Consider the following 20,117-nt stretch of genomic DNA (forward strand, 5'->3'; position numbering starts at 1 on the left):
TCTTCTTACCTGCCGTCAACAGTCTTACCGTCGGCGGCAGGTGCCATACCCTGCTTAACCTCTCTTCTTACGTCCCTGTACCGCCTTAAAGCGCGGATTGGATTTGCAAATCACATACAGCCGCCCTTTACGCTTCACAATCTGACAATCTGGATGACGTTGTTTGGCACTGCGCAATGAATTCAGAACCTGCATGCTTACCTCGAAAGTGATTTGTTATAACATAACAATTAGCATATCTGAGTAAAGCGACAAAAACAACCCATGCCGAAAGCGAGCAAAGTGCGGTTTTCGCTATACGAAAAAGTTACTTAAAAGAGTATTTAATTCAAAGGCTCAATTGCTGAATGAATTGTCTGTTCGCCGCATGCTATAACACTACACTTCAGCGGCTCTTTTGTTATGACGCCATCGACCTGGGCGCCCGACGTTCGGCGTTATAAAAGGAAACAGGAACATGACAACCCGACACCTGGTTAGTGTGATTACCTGTGTACTCATTTTTGCCGTCCTTGCTCCTGTCTGCCTGAGCGTCTGGCTGGCGCACCGCAATGCGGAAGATAAGTTTGTCGACGATCTGGATAACTACTCTTCCCGCGTGCAGGTGCGTACCGACAGAGTGATTAACCAGGCGGAATCGGCCCTGAAGGAGATGCAGTCGTTCAAAGGGATCCCGTGCAGTTACGAACATGCGATGGCCATGCGCCGCGCCTCATTTTCCTGGCGTTATATTCAGGAGGTCCTTTACGTCGAAGATCTGAAACCGCGCTGTTCGTCGCTGGAACAAGAGAGCCATGCCGCCCCTTTTCCTCCGGCAATGCGGATCACCTCCGACGGCTATCGGGCCTGGGTCACGACGCATAACGATCTGGGCCTCGATCGCTATATGGCCGCGATTGGCACAGAACATTACGTTGTCATGATCGACCCGGCCTCGCTGATCGATGTGATCCCCTTTGGCTCATGGCCGATCGACGTAGCTCTGGTAGGGCTTCGCCGCAATATTGTTTTCGCCAGCAGTAGCAGCCTGGATATGCAGGTGTTCAATGAAATGCAGCGCAGCGACAGCACGCATTTTCAGCATAACGGGGTGATGTATAACCGGCACGACGTATCCGATTTAGGGTTTACCATTGTGGCGTGGTCTTCCCTGACCCCTTTAAATGAGAGCTGGCACTATCAGCTTATATTCTGGCTGCCTTTTGGCATTCTGATCAGTCTTCTGACATCCTGGTTTATATTGCGTCTATTACGCCGCCTGCAGTCGCCCCGCTATCGTTTACTGGATGCCATCAATGCCAGGGAGTTTCAGGTTCATTTCCAGCCGATAGTAGCACTCAACAGCGGCAGGCTGACCGGTGCGGAAGCCCTCGCCCGCTGGCCGCAGCCGGACGGCAGCTACCTATCACCCGATATTTTCGTCTCTCTGGCGGAGCAAACGGGCCTGACGAATCAATTGACTACGCTGATTATCGAAAAGGTCTTTGAGGAGATGGGCGAGTGGCTACGCCAGCATCCGGGCCATCATATCTCGATTAATCTGGCGCCGGAGGATTTGATCTCAGGTAACGTACTCCCGCTGCTGAGCCGCCTGCTGAATCAGTGGCAGCTACAGCCCTCGCAGATTGCGCTGGAGCTTACTGAACGCGGGTTCGCCGATCCTGCCGTCAGCGCCCCTGCCATCGCCGCGTTCAGACGCGCAGGACACTCTGTTTATATCGATGATTTCGGAACGGGCTATTCCAGCCTCAGCTATCTGCAGGATCTGGATGTCGATACGCTGAAAATCGATAAGTCATTTGTGGACGCGCTGGAATATAAAAATGTCACCTCGCACATCATTGAGATGGCCAAATCGCTCCATCTGGATATGGTGGCTGAAGGAATTGAAACCGAAGGTCAGCTGGCATGGCTTCTTTGCCACGGGGTGCAGTACGGCCAGGGCTGGTTGTACAGCAAAGCACTGCCGAAAGAGGCGTTTATCCAGTGGGCTGAAAACAATCTCGACCCCGAGACACAGACCTGACGCCCGGCGGGAAGCGCCGCCGGGCAGCACTTTTACTCGTCCAGCAGAGGCGAGAAGCCGCCATAAATCATGCGCTTACCATCAAAAGGCATGGCTTCACCAAATTCTTTCATTCTGGGATCGTTCATCATCTTCTGATTCGCCTCATCGCGAACCGCCTTCGAAGGATATTCGATCCAGCTGAAAACCACTTCTTCGTTCTCTTCCGCCTTCACCGCCATGCGAAAGTCCGTTAATTTGCCGTCAGGTACGTCGTCTGCCCAGCACTCTACGATGCGAAGCGCGCCAAACTCTTTAAACAGCGGCGCGGCTTTCGCCGCCATCTCGCGATAAGCCTCCTTATTATCCGCGGGAACGGCAACCACAAAACCATCGACATACTTCATCAGATAAACCTCCGAAGTGAATGTGCGGCCACGCGGTGTGACCGCATCAGCGATTAAGTTTAGTTCTGTTGCCAGCGAAAGGCGTAACGCACCTTTTTGCCCTGCAGAATAAACTCCGGCGACACGCTTGGGCTCCACGAGTCATCGCCGCCGACGCCCATATGGAACGCGTCGAGATTCAGCCAGCAGCCGGGCTCCTCACGTAACAGATGGTGATGTGACGTCTCGCGCAGCTGCGTCTGGCTATAACGGCTTACGGAGAAGTGGAAATCGCCCTGCAACTGGTGCTGCCCCAGGCTCAACTGACGCGTATCGCAGCGCAGGCCGTTGTCGGTCGGGAAAATATAGGGGGTGTGCAGCTCAGCAAGCGGCAGCGTCCAGCGCCCCTGACGGGCGGCGAGCTTGCGATCCGGGTAGTTCTCATACGGCCCCAGTCCCTGCCAGCTTACGGTCTGCGGCGTCTGCGCCAGCTGACAGCTGAGCCCGATACGCGCAGGCTCTGGCATATCACTCGCTACCTGCACCTCAACGTCGCCCTCCAGCACACCCTGGCTATCGATACGCCAGCATTTACGGCTCAGGAAAAGCACCTGATTGTCGTGCTCCCAGGCATGGAGCGTGACGATAGTCACCGCCTGGTGTAGTTGTTCTGCGTCGCACTGCAGCAGACGAGGCGTGAGGCTGTACATTCCCGCCGCCTTCCAGCGTTCAACCCAGGCGTTGGGATCGATGCGGGTGGCTTCGCTGACGCCGATATCGTTATCCAGCGGGGCGCGGGTAAAGTTATCGGTCAGCGGTGAGAGCAGGGTCGGCTCGCCCTCGCGCCACCATTGGGTCAGATTGCCGCTGGCGCGGTCAAAATGCCAGCGCTGCTGCTGATGGGTCACCACCAGCGCGTCATTCTCATGAGATAGCTGTGGGGCTTCCCCTGCGGCCTTTGGCGGTGCGACCCATAACGGCGCGGGCAGCGGCCATTGATCCCAGGCGCAGAGGTGGTTTTCAGGGGACCACGGCGTGGCCGCAGGCTGGACAACCTCCACGTTCAGCCAGAGATCGCCCGGGGCGGCCTCCCATTGCGGCAAAGCAAGCTCCAGCCGCTGCGTGCCAAGCGCCGGGACGTTAAGTGCCACAACGTCAGTGGCCAGCACCTCGCCATCGCGCATCACCGACCAGCGCAGCTGCTCGTTGTCCGTGGCGCGGAAGAGATAATCACTCTGCACTTCCACCACCAGCGGGGAGTGGCTCTGCAGGGTAAAAGTGAAGAACTGCTGGGCGCGCTGGGCTTCATACAGGGCGGGATGCGGTGTACGATCGGGGAAGACCAGCCCGTTCAGGCAAAACTGCCGATCGTTAGGCTTATCGCCAAAGTCACCGCCATAGGCCCAGAAGGCATTGCCCTGCTCGTCATACTTCGTCAGCGCCTGGTCCACCCAGTCCCAGACGAAACCACCCTGCAGGCGAGGATGTTTGCGGAAAGCTTCCCAGTATTTAGCGAAACCGCCAAAGCTGTTGCCCATCGCATGGGCGTATTCGCAGAGGATCAGCGGGCGCGTCTCATCCGGCATGCCGATCCACTTTTTAATGGACCACTTCGGTACCGCCGGGAAGGGTTGATCCCGATCGACGCGGGCGTACATCGGACAGATAACGTCGGTTGCCGCGGTATTGGCCCCGCCGCCCTCATACTGCACCGGGCGGGTGGGATCCGTCGCCTTCACCCAGCGATACAGGGCGTCGTGGCTGGCGCCATGACCGGACTCATTGCCCAGCGACCAGATAATGATCGACGGGTGATTCCTGTCTCGCTGCACCATCCGGGTCACGCGTTCGCTCATGGCGGGCAGCCAGCGCGGATCGTCCGCCAGCCGGCTCATCGGCACCATGCCGTGCGTTTCGATGTTAGCCTCATCCACCACATAGAGCCCGTAGCGGTCGCACAGACGGTACCACAGTGGATGGTTAGGATAGTGAGAGCAGCGCACGGCATTAAAATTGTGCTGTTTCATCAGCTCAATGTCGCGACGCATGGTGGTTTCATCCATCACCTGCCCGCGCTCGGGGTGATGTTCGTGACGGTTCACCCCGCGGATCAGCAGCGGCTTGCCGTTGAGCTTCAGCAGCCCGTTACTGATTTCTACCCGGCGAAAACCGACGTCGCAGGCTTCAACGTCCAGGACCTGGCCCTGAGCGTCGCGCAGCGTGAGCGTCAGCCGGTAAAGGGCGGGAATTTCCGCGCTCCAGAGATGCGGTTGTTCCACCTTCAGTGAAACATTCACCCTCTCCTGCCAGTGACCACGCTCATCGACAACCGCCGAGCCCGGTGTGCCGGTGGCGCTGGCGACAGGCTCTCCATTACGCCACAGCTTAATGCTCACCTCGCAGCCCGCGTAGTCGTTGCCCCCAAGGGTCAGCCCCAGCTGAAGCTGTGCCCGGTCATAATCGGCGTTCAGCGCCGTCACTACGTGATAATCAGCAATATGGGTAGCCGGTTTATGCAGCAGGGTGACATCCCGGAAGATACCGCTCATCCGCCACATATCCTGATCTTCAAGATAGCTGCCATCGCACCAGCGAAGCACCATCACCGCCAGGCGGTTACTGCCTGCGCGCAGGAAGGGGGTAACATCAAACTCCGCCGGCAGGCGGCTGTCCTGCGAGTAACCCACCCACTTCCCGTTGCACCACAGGTAAAAGGCTGAGTTGACGCCTTCAAAAACCAGCCGCGTCTGTCCGCTCTCCAGCCAGCTGGCGTCCATATCGAATGTGAGCGAGTAACAACCGGTTGGGTTCTCTGTCGGCACAAACGGCGGGTTCACCGCAATGGGATAAGTGACGTTGGTATAGATAGGGGTATCAAAGCCCTGCATCTGCCAGTTAGAGGGAACCGGCATAACAACCGCATCCGCGCAGTCCTCCTGCGTCCAGCTGTCAGGGACCTGCTCTGGCGCAGCGAAGAAGCTGAACCGCCAGTCACCGTTCAGCGAGCGGATGGCCGGAGACAGATCCTCATCCCGTGCCGCGTATTCATCACGCCAGCCACTCAGGGGCACGTGGGCAGGAAGGCGATTCCATTGCGTGACGCCGGGATTTTCCCAGTCACGGCGGGCAAGAAGTGTGCTGAGGGTCAGCGGAGCAGAATGGGTCATCATTACCTCTTTTGCGAAGCGCTCACAATTTTCAACCACAATGCCCTGTCGCGGTGACAGGGTAAAGCAGGAGAGCTTCATGAAGCGATGAGGATCACAAAAGCACTACCGTCGCGCCAGTTGTTCGGCCAGCAGCGCCAGGTTTTTTAGCTGCCGGGCCAGATCGTCGCTGCCCTGCGGGATCCCTTCCCGGGCCGTGGAATGACGCTCGATCAGCGTCACCGGCAGGCGGGTTTGCATTGGGTTCTCTCCGGCATTGCCCTGCTGTGCCAGCAGCCACTCCACGCTGCGCAGCCCCGCCTCACGAAACGCCTGACGAACCGTGGTTAGCGGCGGCGTAAACCATGCGCTGTCCGTGGTATCGTCAAAACCCACTACCGAGATCTGACCCGGCACGTTGATGCCCTTCTCGGCACAGGCGCGCATTACGCCAAGCGCCATCTGATCGTTTGCCACCAGGATCGCCTGCGGGAGGAGGCCCCCGGCCAACAGCTGATGACCTTTTTCGTAACCCGACGCCGCGCTCCAGTCGCCCTGAGCGATGGCGCAGGGTGCCAGACCCGCCTCGTCTAAGGCAGACAACCAGCCCGCCAGACGCGCCCGGGCAGACACTGAACTTTGCGGTCCGCCCAGCAGCGCGATCCGCTGATGGCCCAGCGCCAGCAGATGTTGCGCCCCCAGATTTGCCCCCTGCCCGGCATCGAATACCAGGCTATGTACCCGGGCGTTGGGCGTGACATCAAGAAACAACACCGGTACCGGAACGGCCTGCGCCTGCAGGCTTTCTGCCAGCTCGTCTTCCAGCGGGACGTTAACCAGTAACCCTTCCACGCGCTGCGCCAGCAACTCCTGCACCGCCGCCAGGCACTGCTGTGGATTTTCGACCATCGAGATCAGCACGCTGGCTCCGCGCTCGCCGGCACGCGTTTTTACCGCCGACGCAATTTGCGAGGGGGCATGCAGCGCCAGATCGGTGGTGATCAACCCCAACGTGCGGGTGCGTTTGCCTGCCAGCTGCTGGGCGCCGCGGTTGGGAACATAGTGCAGCTCGGCCATCGCCTGCAGTACTTTCTCCCGGGTACGGGCAGAGACGTGAGCCGCATCATTAATGACTCGCGAGACGGTTTGATAAGAAACGCCCGCCAGGCGGGCGACATCATAGAGAGTTATGGCTTTCATGCGCTTCACGTTGCTTTGACAGAGGCGCATATTCTGGCATAAGAGCCGGGGTAAAGCATGTGAGCGCTTCGCAAAATCAGACAATGCGGCCAGGCTGCGGGACTAACGTGCGCGGCTTCTGGCGAAACCACGGCAGGCAGATCTGGATCAGCGGACCAATGCTCAGCGCATAGAGTATGGTTCCCGCGCCAAAAGTGCCTCCCAGCACGACGCCAGTCAGCAGGACAGAAATTTCAATCGCCGTGCGCACGGTGCGAACCGACCAGCCGGTGCGGGCGTTAATCCCGGTCATCAGACCGTCGCGGGGCCCGGCGCCAAATCCGGCACCAATGTACATCCCGGTGGCCAGCGCATTGACGATCACCGCACTCACCAGCAACACACAGCGGGCCGGGAGTGAATCAATAGCCGGAATAAACGCCAGCGCGACATCAGCTGCCAGGCCAATGGCAATCACGTTACTGATGGTGCCGAGCCCCGGACGCTGTCGCAGCGGGATCCAGAGCAGTAGCACCAGCACGCCAGTCAGGATGATGACGGTCCCCATATCCATTGCCAGAAGCTTCGCTACGCCCAGATGAAAGACATTCCAGGGATCGGCTCCCAGATCCGCCCGCACAAACATCGCCGTTGACAGGCCGTACAGGCACAATCCGACATAAAGCTGAAGTAATCGACGCAACATGATCTCTCTCCGGTAGTTTGTGCTTTCATCATTGCCTGAAATGGACCTATGATTAATGTCCAGTTTTCAAAAAGTGGACTGCCTGTGTCATCACGTCGATTTGGAAGCCAGTCATTAGTTCGCCTGTTGGGTCACTGGCAGGAGAGCGCTTCCCGCACTCCGCTGTGGCGCCAGCTGGCCGATGCCCTGCGCCTGCTGATTCTGGATGGCAGACTGGCGCTGGATACGCGCCTCCCGGGAGAGCGGGAGCTGGCATTAACCCTGGAAATCAGCCGGACCACCGTCAGCAGCGCCCTGGCGCACCTGCGGGATGAAGGCTATCTCGAAAGCAGGCACGGCAGTGGATCGCGGGTGATCCTGCCCGACAGCCGCACGCCCCCCACCCGCGCCAATGCCAGCGCAGCGCTGGATCTCTCTACCGCCGCGCTGGGTGCCGGGCCGGAGATCCATCAGGCCTATACCTACGCCCTGACCGCCATTACCCAGCATCTGACGCAAACCGGCTACGATCAGCTGGGCCTGCTGGCGCTGCGCGAAGCCATCGCCGCACGTTACACGGCACGGGGACTGCCTACCCGGGCAGAGGAGGTGATGGTGGTTAACGGCGCGGTGAGCGGGCTGGCGCTGGTGCTGCGCATGTTCACCGGTCCGGGGGACCGGGTGGTGGTGGATCACCCCACCTACCCGCTGGCTATCGCGGCGATTCAGGGAGCCTCTTGTCGGCCCGTCGGCGTCTCGCTGCCGCATTCCGGCTGGGATATCGACGGCTTTGCCGCCACCCTCGCCCAGACCGCGCCGCGTCTGGCCTGGCTGATGCCGGATTTTCATAATCCGACTGGCCGCTGCATGGAGGCGACGAGCCGGGCGGCCATCGCCGCCGTAGCTGCCCGCGCCCGCACGACGCTGGTGGTCGATGAAACCATGGTTGATCTGTGGTTCGATGCACCTCCCCCGCCGCCGCTGGCCTCCTTCTGCCAGAGTGGCAATGTCATTACCCTCGGCTCGGCGGGTAAAAGTTTCTGGGGCGGCCTGCGTCTGGGCTGGGTTCGCGCCCCCGCTCGCACCATCGCAACGCTGGCTCAAACGCGCGATACGCTCGATCTCGGCTCACCGCTGCTGGAACAGCTGGCAACCCTGTGGTTGATTGAGAATGGCGAAACATTTTTACCTGCCCGGCGGCAGATGCTGCGTGAGCGACGGGATGGCTGTGCGGCGCTGCTGCGGGAACATTTTCCGGACTGGCGCTTCCGGATGCCGGAAGGGGGTCTCTCCTTCTGGGTGGAGCTGCCGGATATGCTGGCAACCCAGCTGGCTACCCGCGCCGAAGCGGCTGGCATTCATCTGGGGACCGGGACGCGTTTTGGCCTTTCCGGGGCGTTTGACCGCTACCTGCGCATGCCCTTTTCACTGGAGCCGATAGAACTGGAAAACGCGCTGATGCGGATCAAGCCGCTGTGGCTGGCGCTGATTAACGGCGGACAGACCGTAAAACGCACACTGGTGTAATCGCTTTTGTACTGTGAGCGACTGTAACATTGATATTTATTGCGGGAAAAAGTGAGCGGGTGCACAAATAGCGGCGAATAACAGGCAATTTAAAAATGTCTGACTGTAGTGGTTACAGTCAGACATTTTCAGCATAGGGGCGATCAGTGCTGAGCAGGGATTGGGAAACCTTTCAGGGAAATAATAAAACTATCGCCTTCTTTCTTTATTTTTGCGCCTGTATCACACCAGTCAGACGCAATTCTAAAGAATTCATCACTGCCAACGTCCCAGCCCAGGCGGACATGTTTGACATAACCAGAGCGCAGAAGCGAGCAAGCCTCTGAGTAACTGCTGGCGGTTGATTGTTGATGTTGTTTCATTTTTTCTTCTTCAGAATTTTTCTTAATGCTTTGATTTCTTTAGGAGTAAATGGAGCTACACTCTCTTCTTCCGTATGCTGATTGTCGATATCCTCCTCCGTTACTCCCGCCTCATCTGCGACAGAAAACGCCATCTGCAGCAGTTTCTCTGTGGTAACGCTAAGATTCTCATTATTCACTTCGGCATAGTGACGAAGCTTCTCTTTCAGCGCTTCGTCAATCTTCACATTCAGGACAGCAGTCGTCATCGTATTAACATCCCTGGCAATTTTTTATTAAATTAATACACGAAGTTAACATTATTATCCAGATATATATTCTCTGCTTATACATCATAAAAATGTCACACTTACCCTGCAGAAAATTTATGACAGAATAATGACAGTTACGTTTCAGTATGATGACAACTTGCGAAATATACAGGTCGAATTAAAAAAATAGAATGGGCTTACGGTTAGCGGGAAAAAGGCGCAGAGAAAATAGGATTGAATTTTGAGGAAGGCAGAAATGGGTGGGGGCCCTGCCAGCTACATCCCGGCACACACGTCGTCTGCCCTGGCTGCTTCCTTCCGGACCTGACCTGGTGAACAGAGTAGCGTTGCGGGAGAACCAACAGAGCCCCCATTGAGAGCGTTGTTAACCAACGCGCTGGCGCATTATCACTGTACAGGATAGTAATTGCAAGTTAACCGCGACCGGGTGATGGTTTATTGCGCAAAGCGTTTACTGAGTGGACGTTTTCTTCCTGTCTTGTCCGTTACTCTTTATCATGCCTTTAACACAGGAGATCAAAATGGACGAACACGACGCTTTTCCCCAGCGGGTATGGCAGATAGTCGCCGCTATCCCCGAAGGTACCGTAACCACCTATGGTGAGGTGGCGACCCTGGCGGGTTCTCCGCGCGCTGCGCGACAGGTGGGCGGCGTGCTCAGGCGGCTGCCTGAAGGCAGTACCTTGCCCTGGCATCGGGTCGTCAACCGCCACGGCGCAATCTCCTTAACAGGGCCGGATTTACAGCGTCAGCGTCAGGCACTGCTCAGCGAAGGGGTACAGGTGTCAGGGGGCGGGCAGATTGATTTGCAGCGTTACCGCTGGCGATATTAAAACGCCCCTCTCAGACGAGAAGGGCGTGCAACATTAAAGCTGGGTTGGCGCCGGGGTTGCCGTAGACGGGCTGACCTGGGTTGGCGATGTTGAAGGCAACGTTGTTGCCGCACCGCCGCCGGGCTGCAGCGGCAGCGAAGTCTGCTGCACAGGTACCAGCACCAGATCGGCTTTCGTACCGCCCTGGTTGATCACCGGTTTCACGATGTCCGTCATCAGGACTACCTGATCGTTAATGGTGATCGCCGCGCTCAGCAAAATCCGGGCGTCAGGCTGAACATCCGCTGGATTAAACGGCAGTTCAAATTTGAATGGGGCCTGTTTACCTTCGGTACGCGTCGCCCTCTGCGCCAGCACTTTCGATGGTGAATCGGCCAGTGAGGCATCAGACAGGGTCACGGTTAATACCGCATCCGGCGGCAAAGCAACTTTCTGGCGGATCCAGATCGTACCTGAAACATTTGGCTGCTGAATGGTCGGCTGCGTCGCTACGCCGGCAGTGTTAGGGTTCGGCGCTGGCGTCTGAATGTCTGCGCTTTTATCCGCACAGGCAGAAAGAGCAACCGCTAACGCTACACCACTTAACATGTGCACGAGTTTCATTGAGTTCTCCTTATCATCAATGCACCAGCGGGATCGATACCGCCAGATGAGTGGCTAACATAAACATAACGTGAGTAAGTGTGGCACATGTCAATTATTTATGCCTGGAATCCCCCGGTTATTCAGATTATTGCACCCATCGGACCACTTTCAATTCTGCGTTATACTCTGCCTATCTTTCGCCACGGCGTTTTAATTGAGGACGACTATGAGTCAGGCACTAAGCAATCTGCTGACATTATTAAACCTGGAAAAAATTGAAGAAGGACTCTTTCGGGGACAAAGCGAAGATCTGGGTTTACGCCAGGTTTTCGGCGGCCAGGTTGTGGGACAAGCCCTCTACGCCGCCAAAGAGACAGTACCTACAGAACGCTTTGTGCACTCTTTTCACAGCTACTTCTTGCGCCCTGGCGACAGCCAGAAGCCCATCGTGTATGACGTCGAAGTCCTGCGCGACGGTAACAGCTTCAGCGCCCGCCGCGTGGCGGCAGTGCAGAACGGCAAGCCGATTTTCTATATGACGGCATCGTTCCAGGCGCCGGAGCCGGGCTATGAACATCAGAAAACGATGCCGCCTGCTCCCGCACCGGACGAGCTACGTTCAGAAACTGACATTGCCCGCGCGCTGGCGCATCTGCTGCCGCCACAGGTTAAAGAGAAGTTTCTTTGCGATAAGCCGCTGGAGATCCGCCCGGTGGAGTTTCATAACCCGATGAAAGGCCACACCGCAGAGCCTGCCCGTCAGGTCTGGATCCGCGCGAATGGCACCATGCCGGAAGATTTCCGCGTGCATCAGTATCTGCTGGGTTATGCGTCGGACTTCAATTTCCTGCCGGTTGCCCTGCAGCCCCACGGCGTAGGCTTCCTTGAGAAAGGGATGCAGGTTGCCACTATCGACCATTCGATGTGGTTCCACCGTCCGTTTAATATGAATGAGTGGCTGCTGTACAGCGTAGAGAGTACGTCTGCGTCCAGCGCTCGCGGGTTTGTGCGCGGTGAGTTCTATACCCAGGATGGTGTGCTGGTAGCCTCTACCGTGCAGGAAGGGGTGATGCGCAACCGGGGATGATGGTATGTGCGGCCTGATGCCCCACCCTGCCCCTCTCCCACGGGGAGAGGGAACAAACACTAAAAACGGCAACCGAGGTTGCCGTTTTGCTGTTTATCACGCGTTATACGCGTTCTCGCCGTGGCTGTTGACGTCCAGACCTTCGCGCTCCTGCTCTTCCGGTACGCGCAGTCCTACCGTCATGTCCGCCAGTTTATAGCCGATAAAGGCCACCACACCCGACCAGACCACCGTAATAGCGATACTTTCCAGCTGAACCAGAACCTGATGTCCCATGGTCACGCCTTCTGCATAGCCCACACCGCCCAGTGACGTTGAGGCGAAAAAGCCGGTCATGATGCAGCCGATGATGCCGCACACGCCGTGCACGCCAAAGACATCACAAGGGTCGTCCACACGCAGAACACGTTTCAGCGCCGTCACGCCCCACAGACCGGCCAGACCCGCCACGATACCGATGATCAGCGCGCCGCCGACACCGACAAAACCACAGGCCGGGGTGATGCCTACCAGGCCGGCAATCGCGCCGGAACAGGCGCCCAGCAGCGAAGGCTTACCGCGTACCGCCCACTCGCCAAAGATCCAGGAGAGGATAGCACCCGCTGTCGCTACCACGGTATTCACGAAGGCCAGCGCCGCGATTTCGTTTGCCGCACTTGCTGAACCGGCGTTAAAGCCGAACCAGCCGAAGTAGAGGATAGCCGTGCCGGTAAATACCATCGGCAGGTTGTGCGGTTTGAAGGCTTCTTTGCCAAAACCAACACGTTTGCCAATCAGGTAAGCACCCACCAGCCCCGCCACCGCGGCGTTGATGTGTACAACGGTACCGCCCGCAAAGTCCAGCGCGCCATGCGAGGCCAGCAGACCGCCGCCCCACACCATGTGCGCCACCGGCACATAGGAGAGCGTGAGCCACACCACCACGAAGATCAGCACGGCGGAGAAGCGAATACGTTCCGCCAGCGCCCCGACAATCAGCCCGACGGTGATACAGGCGAACGAGCCCTGGAACGCCACGTGGATGTACTGATAGAAGCTGCCCATCACCGCGGTCAGCTCGATATTTTTCAGCATCGCCCAGTTAAAGCTGCCGAAGAAGGCGTTACCTTCCCCGAAGGCGAGCGAATAGCCGTAGACTACCCACAGGACGCAAACCAGCGCAAAGGTCACCATGACCTGGGTGAGCATGGAGAGAACGTTTTTGCCGCGGATCAGGCCGCCGTAGAACAGCGCAATCCCGGGAATGGTCATAAACAGCACCAGCGCGGTGCAAATCATCATAAAGGCGTTATCGGCTTTGTCTGCTACCGCCGGTGCAGCCATTGCCAGCCCCGGCAACAGCGCCAGAGACCCCAGACCTGCTTTAAGTGTTGTTGTGTTCATTTTCTCGATCCCTATCACTGTGTGCCTGCTGTTTTACAGTGCCGCTTCGTCGGCTTCGCCCGTACGAATGCGAATAACGCGTTGCAGCTCAGCAACGAAAATTTTGCCGTCGCCAATTTTGCCGGTGTAGGCTGCTTTGCTCACTACGTCGATGACTTCATCCAGCTGATCGTCGGCAATCGCCACGTCAATCTTCACCTTTGGCAGAAAGTTGACGCTGTATTCCGCCCCCCGATACAGCTCCGCATGACCCTTCTGTCGACCAAAGCCTTTCACCTCGGTGACGGTCAGGCCCTGAATACCCATTGAAGAGAGTGCTTCGCGCACATCTTCGAGTTTGAATGGTTTGATTACCACGGTAACCAGCTTCATATATCCCTCCGGTCAAAATTCGGTTTTGGCGAGCTAACGAATCAGGTATTGCAAGGGGTGTGCCAAAGTTGAAAAGAGAGGGAATACGAGGCATGGCGAAAGGGTGGCGAAAAAAAACGCACCATGACAGTGCAGGGTGCGTTTCATTTTTGCACCAACCGATTCAGCGGCTGGCAGGTTGCTTATTTTTAGTGCATCAGGCGCTGAGTGACTCTTCCCGCGCGCTGGCGGTCAGCTCTTCACCGGCCAGCTGCAGTTGATACATTTGCCAGTAACGCCCTTTTGCCTCAAGCAGTTGCTTGTGGGTGCCGCGCTCAACCGCCTGGCCGCGGTGAAGCACCAGAATGGTATCCGCCTCGACAATGGTCGACAGACGGTGGGCAATCACCACCAGCGTGGTGTGTTCGCGCACCGCCGCCAGCGCCTGCTGGATAGCCTGCTCGGTGCCGGAATCGATGCTGGCCGTCGCTTCATCCAGTATCAGCACCTGTGGCGTATCAATTAATACCCGGGCCAGCGCCAGGAGTTGCTTTTGCCCCACTGAGAGGTTGTTACCCTGCTCGCCCAGCCGGGTATGGATGCCGTCGTGCAGGCCGCGCGCCAGCTCCGCCAGCTGCACTTTTTCCAGCACGTCCCACACCTGCTCTTCGCTAAACGGTCGCCCCAGCGTCACGTTGGCATAGAAGGTGTCGGCCAGCACCACCGGGTCCTGCTGCACCATCGCCACCCCCTTACGCAGCACGGCATGACTCAGGGTGGCGAGCGGGCGCCCGTCCAGACGGATTTCCCCTTCGGTCAGCGGGTAATATCCCATCAGCAGGCTGGCGAGGGTGCTTTTACCGCTGCCGGTATGCCCGACCAGCGCAACAAAGCTGCGGGACGGCACACGCAGGTTAATATCCTGCAACACCAGCCGATCGTCGCGATAGGCAAAGGAGACGTTGTCAAAATCAATCGCGCCGCTCTGCAGTTCGCGCGCGTCATCGCCGTAGGCCTGGCGAGGGCGATCCATCAGCTCAAAGACGCGCTCACCGGCGACAACCGCCTGTTGCAGCATCGACTGCTGCGTAGTGAGTTCGATCAGGGGCTCATTAAGGCGACCCAGATAGCTGATAAAGGCGTACAGGACTCCCACTTCGATAGTGCCGCGCGCGGCAAAACCAAACTGCATCAGCAGCCCACACAGCACCAGCGCTGAGAACAGGCTTAACAACGGGCGCAGCAAGAAACCATCCAGCCGCAGGGTCTGCATACGTGCCATATAGTGGGAGCGACTGGCCTCCCCCATCCGCTCGCCAAAGCGTGCCTGCTGGCGGAACTGCTGAATGACGCTCATCCCGTTGATGACTTCATTAAAGCCATCGTTGATATCTGCCAGATAGGTTCGCACGCGGCGCACAATCGGGGTGCTGTAACGCTGGTAGATGATCATCACAATCATTACCGCCGGGAAGATTGCCATCGCCACCAGCGCCATTCGCCACTCCAAGCTGAACATCGCCACCAGCATGGCACCCACCAGGGCGGCGCTGCGCAGTACCGTGGCCACCACCGTGACATACAGATCGCGGATCACCTCCGTATCGTTGGTGACGCGGGAGATGATCTGCCCGACAGGCTGTGTATCGAACGCGCTCAGCGGCTGGCGGAGCGCGGCGTCCATCACATCGGTGCGCAACTGCTGCACTACCCCAACGGCGGCCTGGTTAAACAGCAGCGACTGCACGTAATGTAGACCTGCCGCCAGCAGCTGCAGCCCGACATAGGCCACCGCCAGCCCGGTGACTAAGCCGAGCGGCAGATAGTTTTTCGCCACCATGTTGTCGATGAAATAGCTAATCAGCAGCGGCCCGGTCACTTCGGCTATTGCCGCAATCCACAGTAAAACCACCGCCAGCGACAGCGGTTTGCGCCACGGCGAGCCATAGGCCAGCAGACGCTTAAGGGTGGGCCACAGCTGGGAAAAACTACGCATCGGCGACCTCCTCGTCCGTTTCCGGCACGTCATCCAGTGCCGCTTCCAGTTGTTGATAACGATACATATCGCGATACCAGCCCGGCTGTTCCACCAGCTGTTCATGCTGCCCGCGCTGGGCAATGTGCCCGTGCTGCATCACCAGAATTTCGCTTGCTTCCGTCAGCGCCGACAGGCGATGGGCACTGATGATGACCGTACGCCCCTCACCCCACTGACGCAGATTATGAAGGATCTGATGTTCGGTGCGGCCGTCAACGGCGGAAAGCGCATCGTCGAGGATCAGAATTTCGGCGTTCAGCAGCAGCGCGCGGGCAATAGAAATACGCTGTTTCTGCCCGCCCGATAGCATTACGCCGCGTTCGCCTACTTCGGTTTCATAGCCCTGCGGCAGGCGCAGAATATCATCATGAACGCTGGCGAGACGGGCGACATGCTCGATCTCTTCCTGGGTGGCGTGCGGACAGCCCAGGGCAATATTGTTGGCGACGGTATCGGAAAACAGAAACGGCGTCTGGCTGACGACCGCCAGGCGGCTGCGCCAGCTGTCCAGCTGTAGCTGCGGCAGCGGAATATCGTGGAAGCGGATCTCTCCCTGGGTAATATCGAAGTGACGCTGGATCAGCGACAGAATAGTGCTCTTTCCCGCCCCCGTTGGACCGCAGATGCCCAGCATCTGCCCCGGTTGCAGCATGAAATGGACGTTTTCGAGCGTCACCTGTTCCGTGTGCGGATAGCTAAAAGTCCGCACGGCAACGTTCAATTCTCCGCGTCCCTGTGGCACCGTCTCGCTACCGTCATCGACTACCGGCGCTTCAGCAAGCATGGCGCGGATCCGGCTGTAGGCCGCACTGCCGCGCTCAACGATGTTAAACATCCAGGCCAGGGCCAGCATTGGCCAGATCATCAGCCCCAGGTACATGGCAAAGCTGGTCAGCTGTCCGAGCGTCAGCGAGCCGTTAATCACCATCCAGCTTCCCCCGCCAATGGCCAGCAGGTTCGCGGTGCCGATGGCAATGTAGATGGTGGGATCAAAACGGGCGTCGATTCGGGCGACGCGCAGGTTTTTGGCTCCGGTGTCCGCTGCATCGGCGGCGAACAGGGCCGACTGGCGATCTTCCAGGCCGAAGGCTTTGATCATCCGGATGCTGGTCAGGCTCTCCTGGGTACGGTCATTAAGGGAGGAAAACGCCGCCTGCGCCAGCTTGAAGCGCTGGTGAAGCTGGTCGCCATAGCGCTTGATCGCCAGCGCCATCAGCGGCATCGGCAGGAGCGCCAGCAGCGTCAGCTGCCAGCTGATTTGCGTCGACATCACGATCAGCACCGCGCAGCCCATCACCAGCGAGTCCACCAGGGTCAGCACCCCTTCCCCGGCGGCAAAGACCACGCGATCGACATCGTTAGTGGCGCGGGCGATCAGATCCCCGGTGCGGTGACGCAGATAAAATTCCGGATGCTGGCGGCTGAGCTGGCGGTAAAAATCCTCCCGCAGCTCGACGGCAAGCTGGTATGACGCGCCGAACAGCAGCACGCGCCAGACATAACGCAGCAGGTAGACCACCACCGCCGTCAGCACCAGCGTGCCTATCCACATCATCACCCGTGCGGCGGTGTAATGCTGTTCCGTGACGCCGTCCACGACATAGCCCACCACTTTCGGCGGGATGAGCTGCAGAACAGCAATGATAATAAGCAGGGCCACTGCACCGAGATAGCGTTGCCACTCCCGGCGAAAGTACCAGCTTAACTGAGCAAATAATCGCACGCGGTCTTTTCCTGAGGATCGTATTCCGGCAGCGCCGGGAAGTTATTCAATGGGTAAGGCGGTGGTGTATTTTATCTGTTCCATCGCAAAGCTGGAGGTGACATTCGACAGACCTGGCACGCTGTTGACCAGCCGTTTATAGAAATCATCATAGCGCTTCATGTCCGCCACCTGAACGCGCATCAGGTAGTCGTATTCGCCCGCCATGCGCCAGAAGCCCAGCACTTCAGGCATTTCCGAGACGACGCTGACGAACCCGCAGTACCACTCGCTGCTGTGGTGCTGCGTTTTTATCAATACAAAGGCGGTGAGCCCAAGCCCCAGTTTTTCGGGATCGAGCAGCGCCACGCGCCCCAGCAATATGCCTTCGTCTTCGAGTCGTTTCAGGCGTTTCCAGCAGGGCGTGGTGGTCAGATTAACGGCATCCGCCAGCGCCTGCAAAGAGAGGGTGCAGTCGCTTTGCAGTAAGGACAGCAGCTTACGGTCAATTTTATCTAGCATACCCACCCCACAGAGAAAATTTTTCTCTTGTCATTCTATTTTAAAGGCCAGATAGCAACAATTTTTTCTGTGCTTTTCGCTATGCTGGGCACAAAATGACAAATGGATTACTTCGATGAATAGCACCTGGGTTAAAAACGCCATCAGTGAAATTAACGCCGATTATCAGCGCTCGGCGGATACTCACCTTATTCGCCTTACCCTGCCCGGCTTTCCGGGTATCCAGCTGTATCTGAAAGACGAAAGCACCCACCCGACCGGCAGCCTTAAGCACCGTCTGGCGCGCTCGCTGTTTCTGTACGGGCTGTGTAACGGCTGGATCAATGAAGGCACTACCATTATTGAATCCTCTTCCGGTTCGACTGCCGTCTCAGAGGCCTATTTTGCCCGCCTGCTCGGCCTGCCGTTTATCGCCGTCATGCCTTCATGTACGGCAAAACGCAAAATCGAGCAGATCGAATTTTACGGCGGACGCTGCCACTTTGTGGAGAGCGCCTGCGAGATTTATGCCGCCTCTGAGATGCTGGCCCGGGAGCTCAACGGTCACTACATGGACCAGTTTACCTTCGCGGAGCGGGCAACCGACTGGCGCGGTAACAACAATATTGCCGACAGCATTTTCCGTCAGATGCAGAATGAGCCCCACCCGGTGCCCGCACATATCGTGATGAGCGCCGGTACCGGCGGGACCTCAGCGACAATTGGCCGCTATATTCGTTGCCAGGGATACGATACCCGCCTGATGGTTGTGGATCCGCTGAACTCGGTATTCCTCGATTACTGGCAGCAACGCGACCCTGCCCTGCGTAGCCCGGTGGGCAGTAAAATCGAAGGCATTGGCCGTCCGCGTGTCGAACCCTCTTTTATCCCGGATGTGGTGGATGAGATGCTCCGCGTGCCCGATGCCGCCAGTGTCGCCACCGCCCACTGGCTGGAAACGCAGCTGGGTCGCAAGGTGGGCGCCTCGACCGGCACCAATATGTGGGGAGCATTGCAGCTGGCCGCGCGGATGCGTGACGCGGGGCAAACCGGCTCTATTGTCACCCTGCTGTGCGACAGCGGCGAGCGCTATCTGGACACCTACTACAACGCCGAGTGGGTAAAAACGAATATCGGTGATGTGGCGCCCTGGCTGGCTGAGATCGCCCGGCTGGTAAAATAAAAAAAGCCAGACTGTCGTCTGGCTTGCTGGAAGGGTCTCACTATTCGGGGGAATAAGGAAGATCGGGTGTATCCAGCCAATGAGTTAAGAAATGGGACACCGCCTCGTTGCGGCAGTGTCCAATAACCGGTAAATGCGAGAGCTCGGCGATCAGCTGCGGCATCGCATTGCCCATAATCAGGCCGCGCCCCACGCTGCCCAGCATCTCGCAGTCATTCATCGCATCGCCAAACGCCATACACTCCTGCAGGCTCAGTCCCAGATGCTCGCTCAGCACCGCCAGAGCGGAACCTTTGTTGCACCCGACCGGCAGCACCTCCAGACAATCTATTGCCGAAAAGGTGAGATGCGCGCGGCTGCCCAGCGCTTCATTGAGCTGAATGCGCAGGCGGCACAGATCGTCATGATCGCCGCAAAAACAGATTTTGGTTACCGCGTGGGCCGGGATCCGGCGCAGATCCGTCAGCTGGTACTGAAAACCGCTATAGACGTGCGCTTCCAGCATCGCCGGGATTTCTTTACCTGTCAGCCAGCCGGTATCGTTAAAAACGTGGATGCTGGCCCGGGTATCCCAGGTCGAGTGAAGCACCTGCTCCGCCACATCCGGGGCGAGATCCTGGCGATACAGCACCTCCCCTTCCAGAGAGTGAATACGCGTGCCGTTGCCGGTAATCAAAAAGGCATCGAGAGAGAACGTCCCCATTAAGTGGCGCATCTCCAGTACATGCCGGCCCGTGGCGAAGGTCAGCGTGACATCACGCTCATGCAAACGCTTCAGTACGCTTAACGTCTTTTCACCTAAACGGTGATCCGGCATTAACAAGGTGCCATCCATATCAAATGCAGCCAGCCGCGCCATAGGATCTCCGAAAGTGTGAAGAGGATAACTTGT

The 20,117-nt window shown here is 57.9% G+C and carries 19 protein-coding genes and 1 other RNA gene; 5 read left to right on the plus strand and 15 right to left on the minus strand.

Annotation, left to right across the window (positions count from 1 at the left end):
• Positions 1-54 precede the first annotated feature (54 nt).
• Positions 55-195: a type B 50S ribosomal protein L36 gene (ykgO, locus tag MXM41_RS16425; RefSeq protein WP_032608666.1), complete on the minus strand. Its 141-nt coding sequence runs from the start codon at positions 193-195 to the stop codon at positions 55-57.
• 262 nt (positions 196-457) lie between these two features.
• On the opposite strand from ykgO, the gene MXM41_RS16430 reads away from it, so the two are divergent.
• Positions 458-2,026 (plus strand): EAL domain-containing protein, encoded by a 1,569-nt coding sequence (locus MXM41_RS16430; protein ID WP_325933125.1) that lies wholly within the window; start codon positions 458-460, stop codon positions 2,024-2,026.
• A 32-nt stretch (positions 2,027-2,058) separates the two neighbouring features.
• Here MXM41_RS16430 and MXM41_RS16435 read toward each other — a convergent pair whose 3' ends face one another.
• The 4 genes from MXM41_RS16435 to MXM41_RS16450 form a co-directional block, all read right to left on the minus strand.
• Positions 2,059-2,412: a DUF1428 domain-containing protein gene (locus MXM41_RS16435; RefSeq protein ID WP_325933126.1), complete on the minus strand. Its 354-nt coding sequence runs from the start codon at positions 2,410-2,412 to the stop codon at positions 2,059-2,061.
• Positions 2,413-2,471: 59 nt separating this feature from the next.
• On the minus strand, positions 2,472-5,558 hold the full coding sequence (locus MXM41_RS16440; RefSeq protein ID WP_325933127.1) for a beta-galactosidase: 3,087 nt from the start codon (positions 5,556-5,558) through the stop codon (positions 2,472-2,474).
• A gap of 105 nt (positions 5,559-5,663) precedes the next feature.
• Positions 5,664-6,737, minus strand: a complete 1,074-nt coding sequence (locus MXM41_RS16445) for a LacI family DNA-binding transcriptional regulator (RefSeq protein WP_325933128.1) — start codon at positions 6,735-6,737, stop codon at positions 5,664-5,666.
• A 76-nt stretch (positions 6,738-6,813) separates the two neighbouring features.
• Positions 6,814-7,422, minus strand: a complete 609-nt coding sequence (locus MXM41_RS16450) for a hypothetical protein (protein WP_325933129.1) — start codon at positions 7,420-7,422, stop codon at positions 6,814-6,816.
• Positions 7,423-7,506: 84 nt separating this feature from the next.
• Between MXM41_RS16450 and MXM41_RS16455 the strand changes: the two genes are divergently transcribed.
• Positions 7,507-8,928 (plus strand): PLP-dependent aminotransferase family protein, encoded by a 1,422-nt coding sequence (locus MXM41_RS16455; protein WP_325933130.1) that lies wholly within the window; start codon positions 7,507-7,509, stop codon positions 8,926-8,928.
• 143 nt (positions 8,929-9,071) lie between these two features.
• On the opposite strand, the gene MXM41_RS16460 is transcribed toward MXM41_RS16455, so the two are convergent.
• From MXM41_RS16460 to ffs, 3 genes are all read right to left on the minus strand, one after another.
• Entirely contained in the window at positions 9,072-9,290 is a 219-nt protein-coding gene (locus tag MXM41_RS16460; protein WP_325933131.1) for a hypothetical protein, read from the minus strand.
• On the minus strand, positions 9,287-9,538 hold the full coding sequence (locus MXM41_RS16465) for a hypothetical protein (RefSeq protein WP_032616854.1): 252 nt from the start codon (positions 9,536-9,538) through the stop codon (positions 9,287-9,289). Before MXM41_RS16465 ends, MXM41_RS16460 begins: the two co-directional genes overlap by 4 nt.
• A gap of 270 nt (positions 9,539-9,808) precedes the next feature.
• Positions 9,809-9,905: signal recognition particle sRNA small type (ffs, locus tag MXM41_RS16470), an RNA gene on the minus strand.
• Positions 9,906-10,059: 154 nt separating this feature from the next.
• Between ffs and MXM41_RS16475 the strand changes: the two genes are divergently transcribed.
• A complete protein-coding gene (locus MXM41_RS16475; RefSeq protein WP_418936796.1) occupies positions 10,060-10,395 on the plus strand; it encodes an MGMT family protein in 336 nt (111 codons plus the stop codon).
• Positions 10,396-10,428: 33 nt separating this feature from the next.
• Here MXM41_RS16475 and MXM41_RS16480 read toward each other — a convergent pair whose 3' ends face one another.
• The gene (locus MXM41_RS16480; protein WP_325933133.1) at positions 10,429-10,998 is read right to left on the minus strand and encodes a YbaY family lipoprotein; all 570 of its coding nucleotides are present in this window, start codon (positions 10,996-10,998) and stop codon (positions 10,429-10,431) included.
• Positions 10,999-11,206: 208 nt separating this feature from the next.
• Between MXM41_RS16480 and tesB the strand changes: the two genes are divergently transcribed.
• A complete protein-coding gene (tesB, locus tag MXM41_RS16485; protein ID WP_325933134.1) occupies positions 11,207-12,067 on the plus strand; it encodes an acyl-CoA thioesterase II in 861 nt (286 codons plus the stop codon).
• Positions 12,068-12,163: 96 nt separating this feature from the next.
• Here the strand turns inward: tesB and amtB are convergent, their stop codons facing one another.
• The 5 genes from amtB to MXM41_RS16510 form a co-directional block, all read right to left on the minus strand.
• Positions 12,164-13,450, minus strand: coding sequence for an ammonium transporter AmtB (gene amtB, locus MXM41_RS16490; protein ID WP_325933135.1), 1,287 nt, complete (start codon positions 13,448-13,450; stop codon positions 12,164-12,166).
• A gap of 33 nt (positions 13,451-13,483) precedes the next feature.
• Positions 13,484-13,822: a P-II family nitrogen regulator gene (glnK, locus tag MXM41_RS16495; protein WP_012016323.1), complete on the minus strand. Its 339-nt coding sequence runs from the start codon at positions 13,820-13,822 to the stop codon at positions 13,484-13,486.
• Positions 13,823-14,018: 196 nt separating this feature from the next.
• Positions 14,019-15,797, minus strand: a complete 1,779-nt coding sequence (locus tag MXM41_RS16500) for a SmdB family multidrug efflux ABC transporter permease/ATP-binding protein (RefSeq protein WP_325933136.1) — start codon at positions 15,795-15,797, stop codon at positions 14,019-14,021.
• Positions 15,790-17,562 (minus strand): SmdA family multidrug ABC transporter permease/ATP-binding protein, encoded by a 1,773-nt coding sequence (locus MXM41_RS16505; protein WP_325933137.1) that lies wholly within the window; start codon positions 17,560-17,562, stop codon positions 15,790-15,792. The genes MXM41_RS16500 and MXM41_RS16505 overlap by 8 nt, the downstream gene beginning before the upstream one ends.
• A gap of 42 nt (positions 17,563-17,604) precedes the next feature.
• The gene (locus tag MXM41_RS16510) at positions 17,605-18,063 is read right to left on the minus strand and encodes an Lrp/AsnC family transcriptional regulator (protein WP_325933139.1); all 459 of its coding nucleotides are present in this window, start codon (positions 18,061-18,063) and stop codon (positions 17,605-17,607) included.
• Positions 18,064-18,178: 115 nt separating this feature from the next.
• Between MXM41_RS16510 and MXM41_RS16515 the strand changes: the two genes are divergently transcribed.
• Positions 18,179-19,225 (plus strand): PLP-dependent cysteine synthase family protein, encoded by a 1,047-nt coding sequence (locus MXM41_RS16515; RefSeq protein WP_325933140.1) that lies wholly within the window; start codon positions 18,179-18,181, stop codon positions 19,223-19,225.
• A gap of 40 nt (positions 19,226-19,265) precedes the next feature.
• Here MXM41_RS16515 and cof read toward each other — a convergent pair whose 3' ends face one another.
• Entirely contained in the window at positions 19,266-20,084 is an 819-nt protein-coding gene (gene cof / locus MXM41_RS16520; protein WP_325933141.1) for an HMP-PP phosphatase, read from the minus strand.
• Positions 20,085-20,117 lie beyond the last annotated feature (33 nt).

It is taken from the genome of Leclercia adecarboxylata (assembly GCF_035787115.1).
In the GTDB taxonomy this organism is placed as follows: domain Bacteria; phylum Pseudomonadota; class Gammaproteobacteria; order Enterobacterales; family Enterobacteriaceae; genus Enterobacter; species Enterobacter adecarboxylatus_E.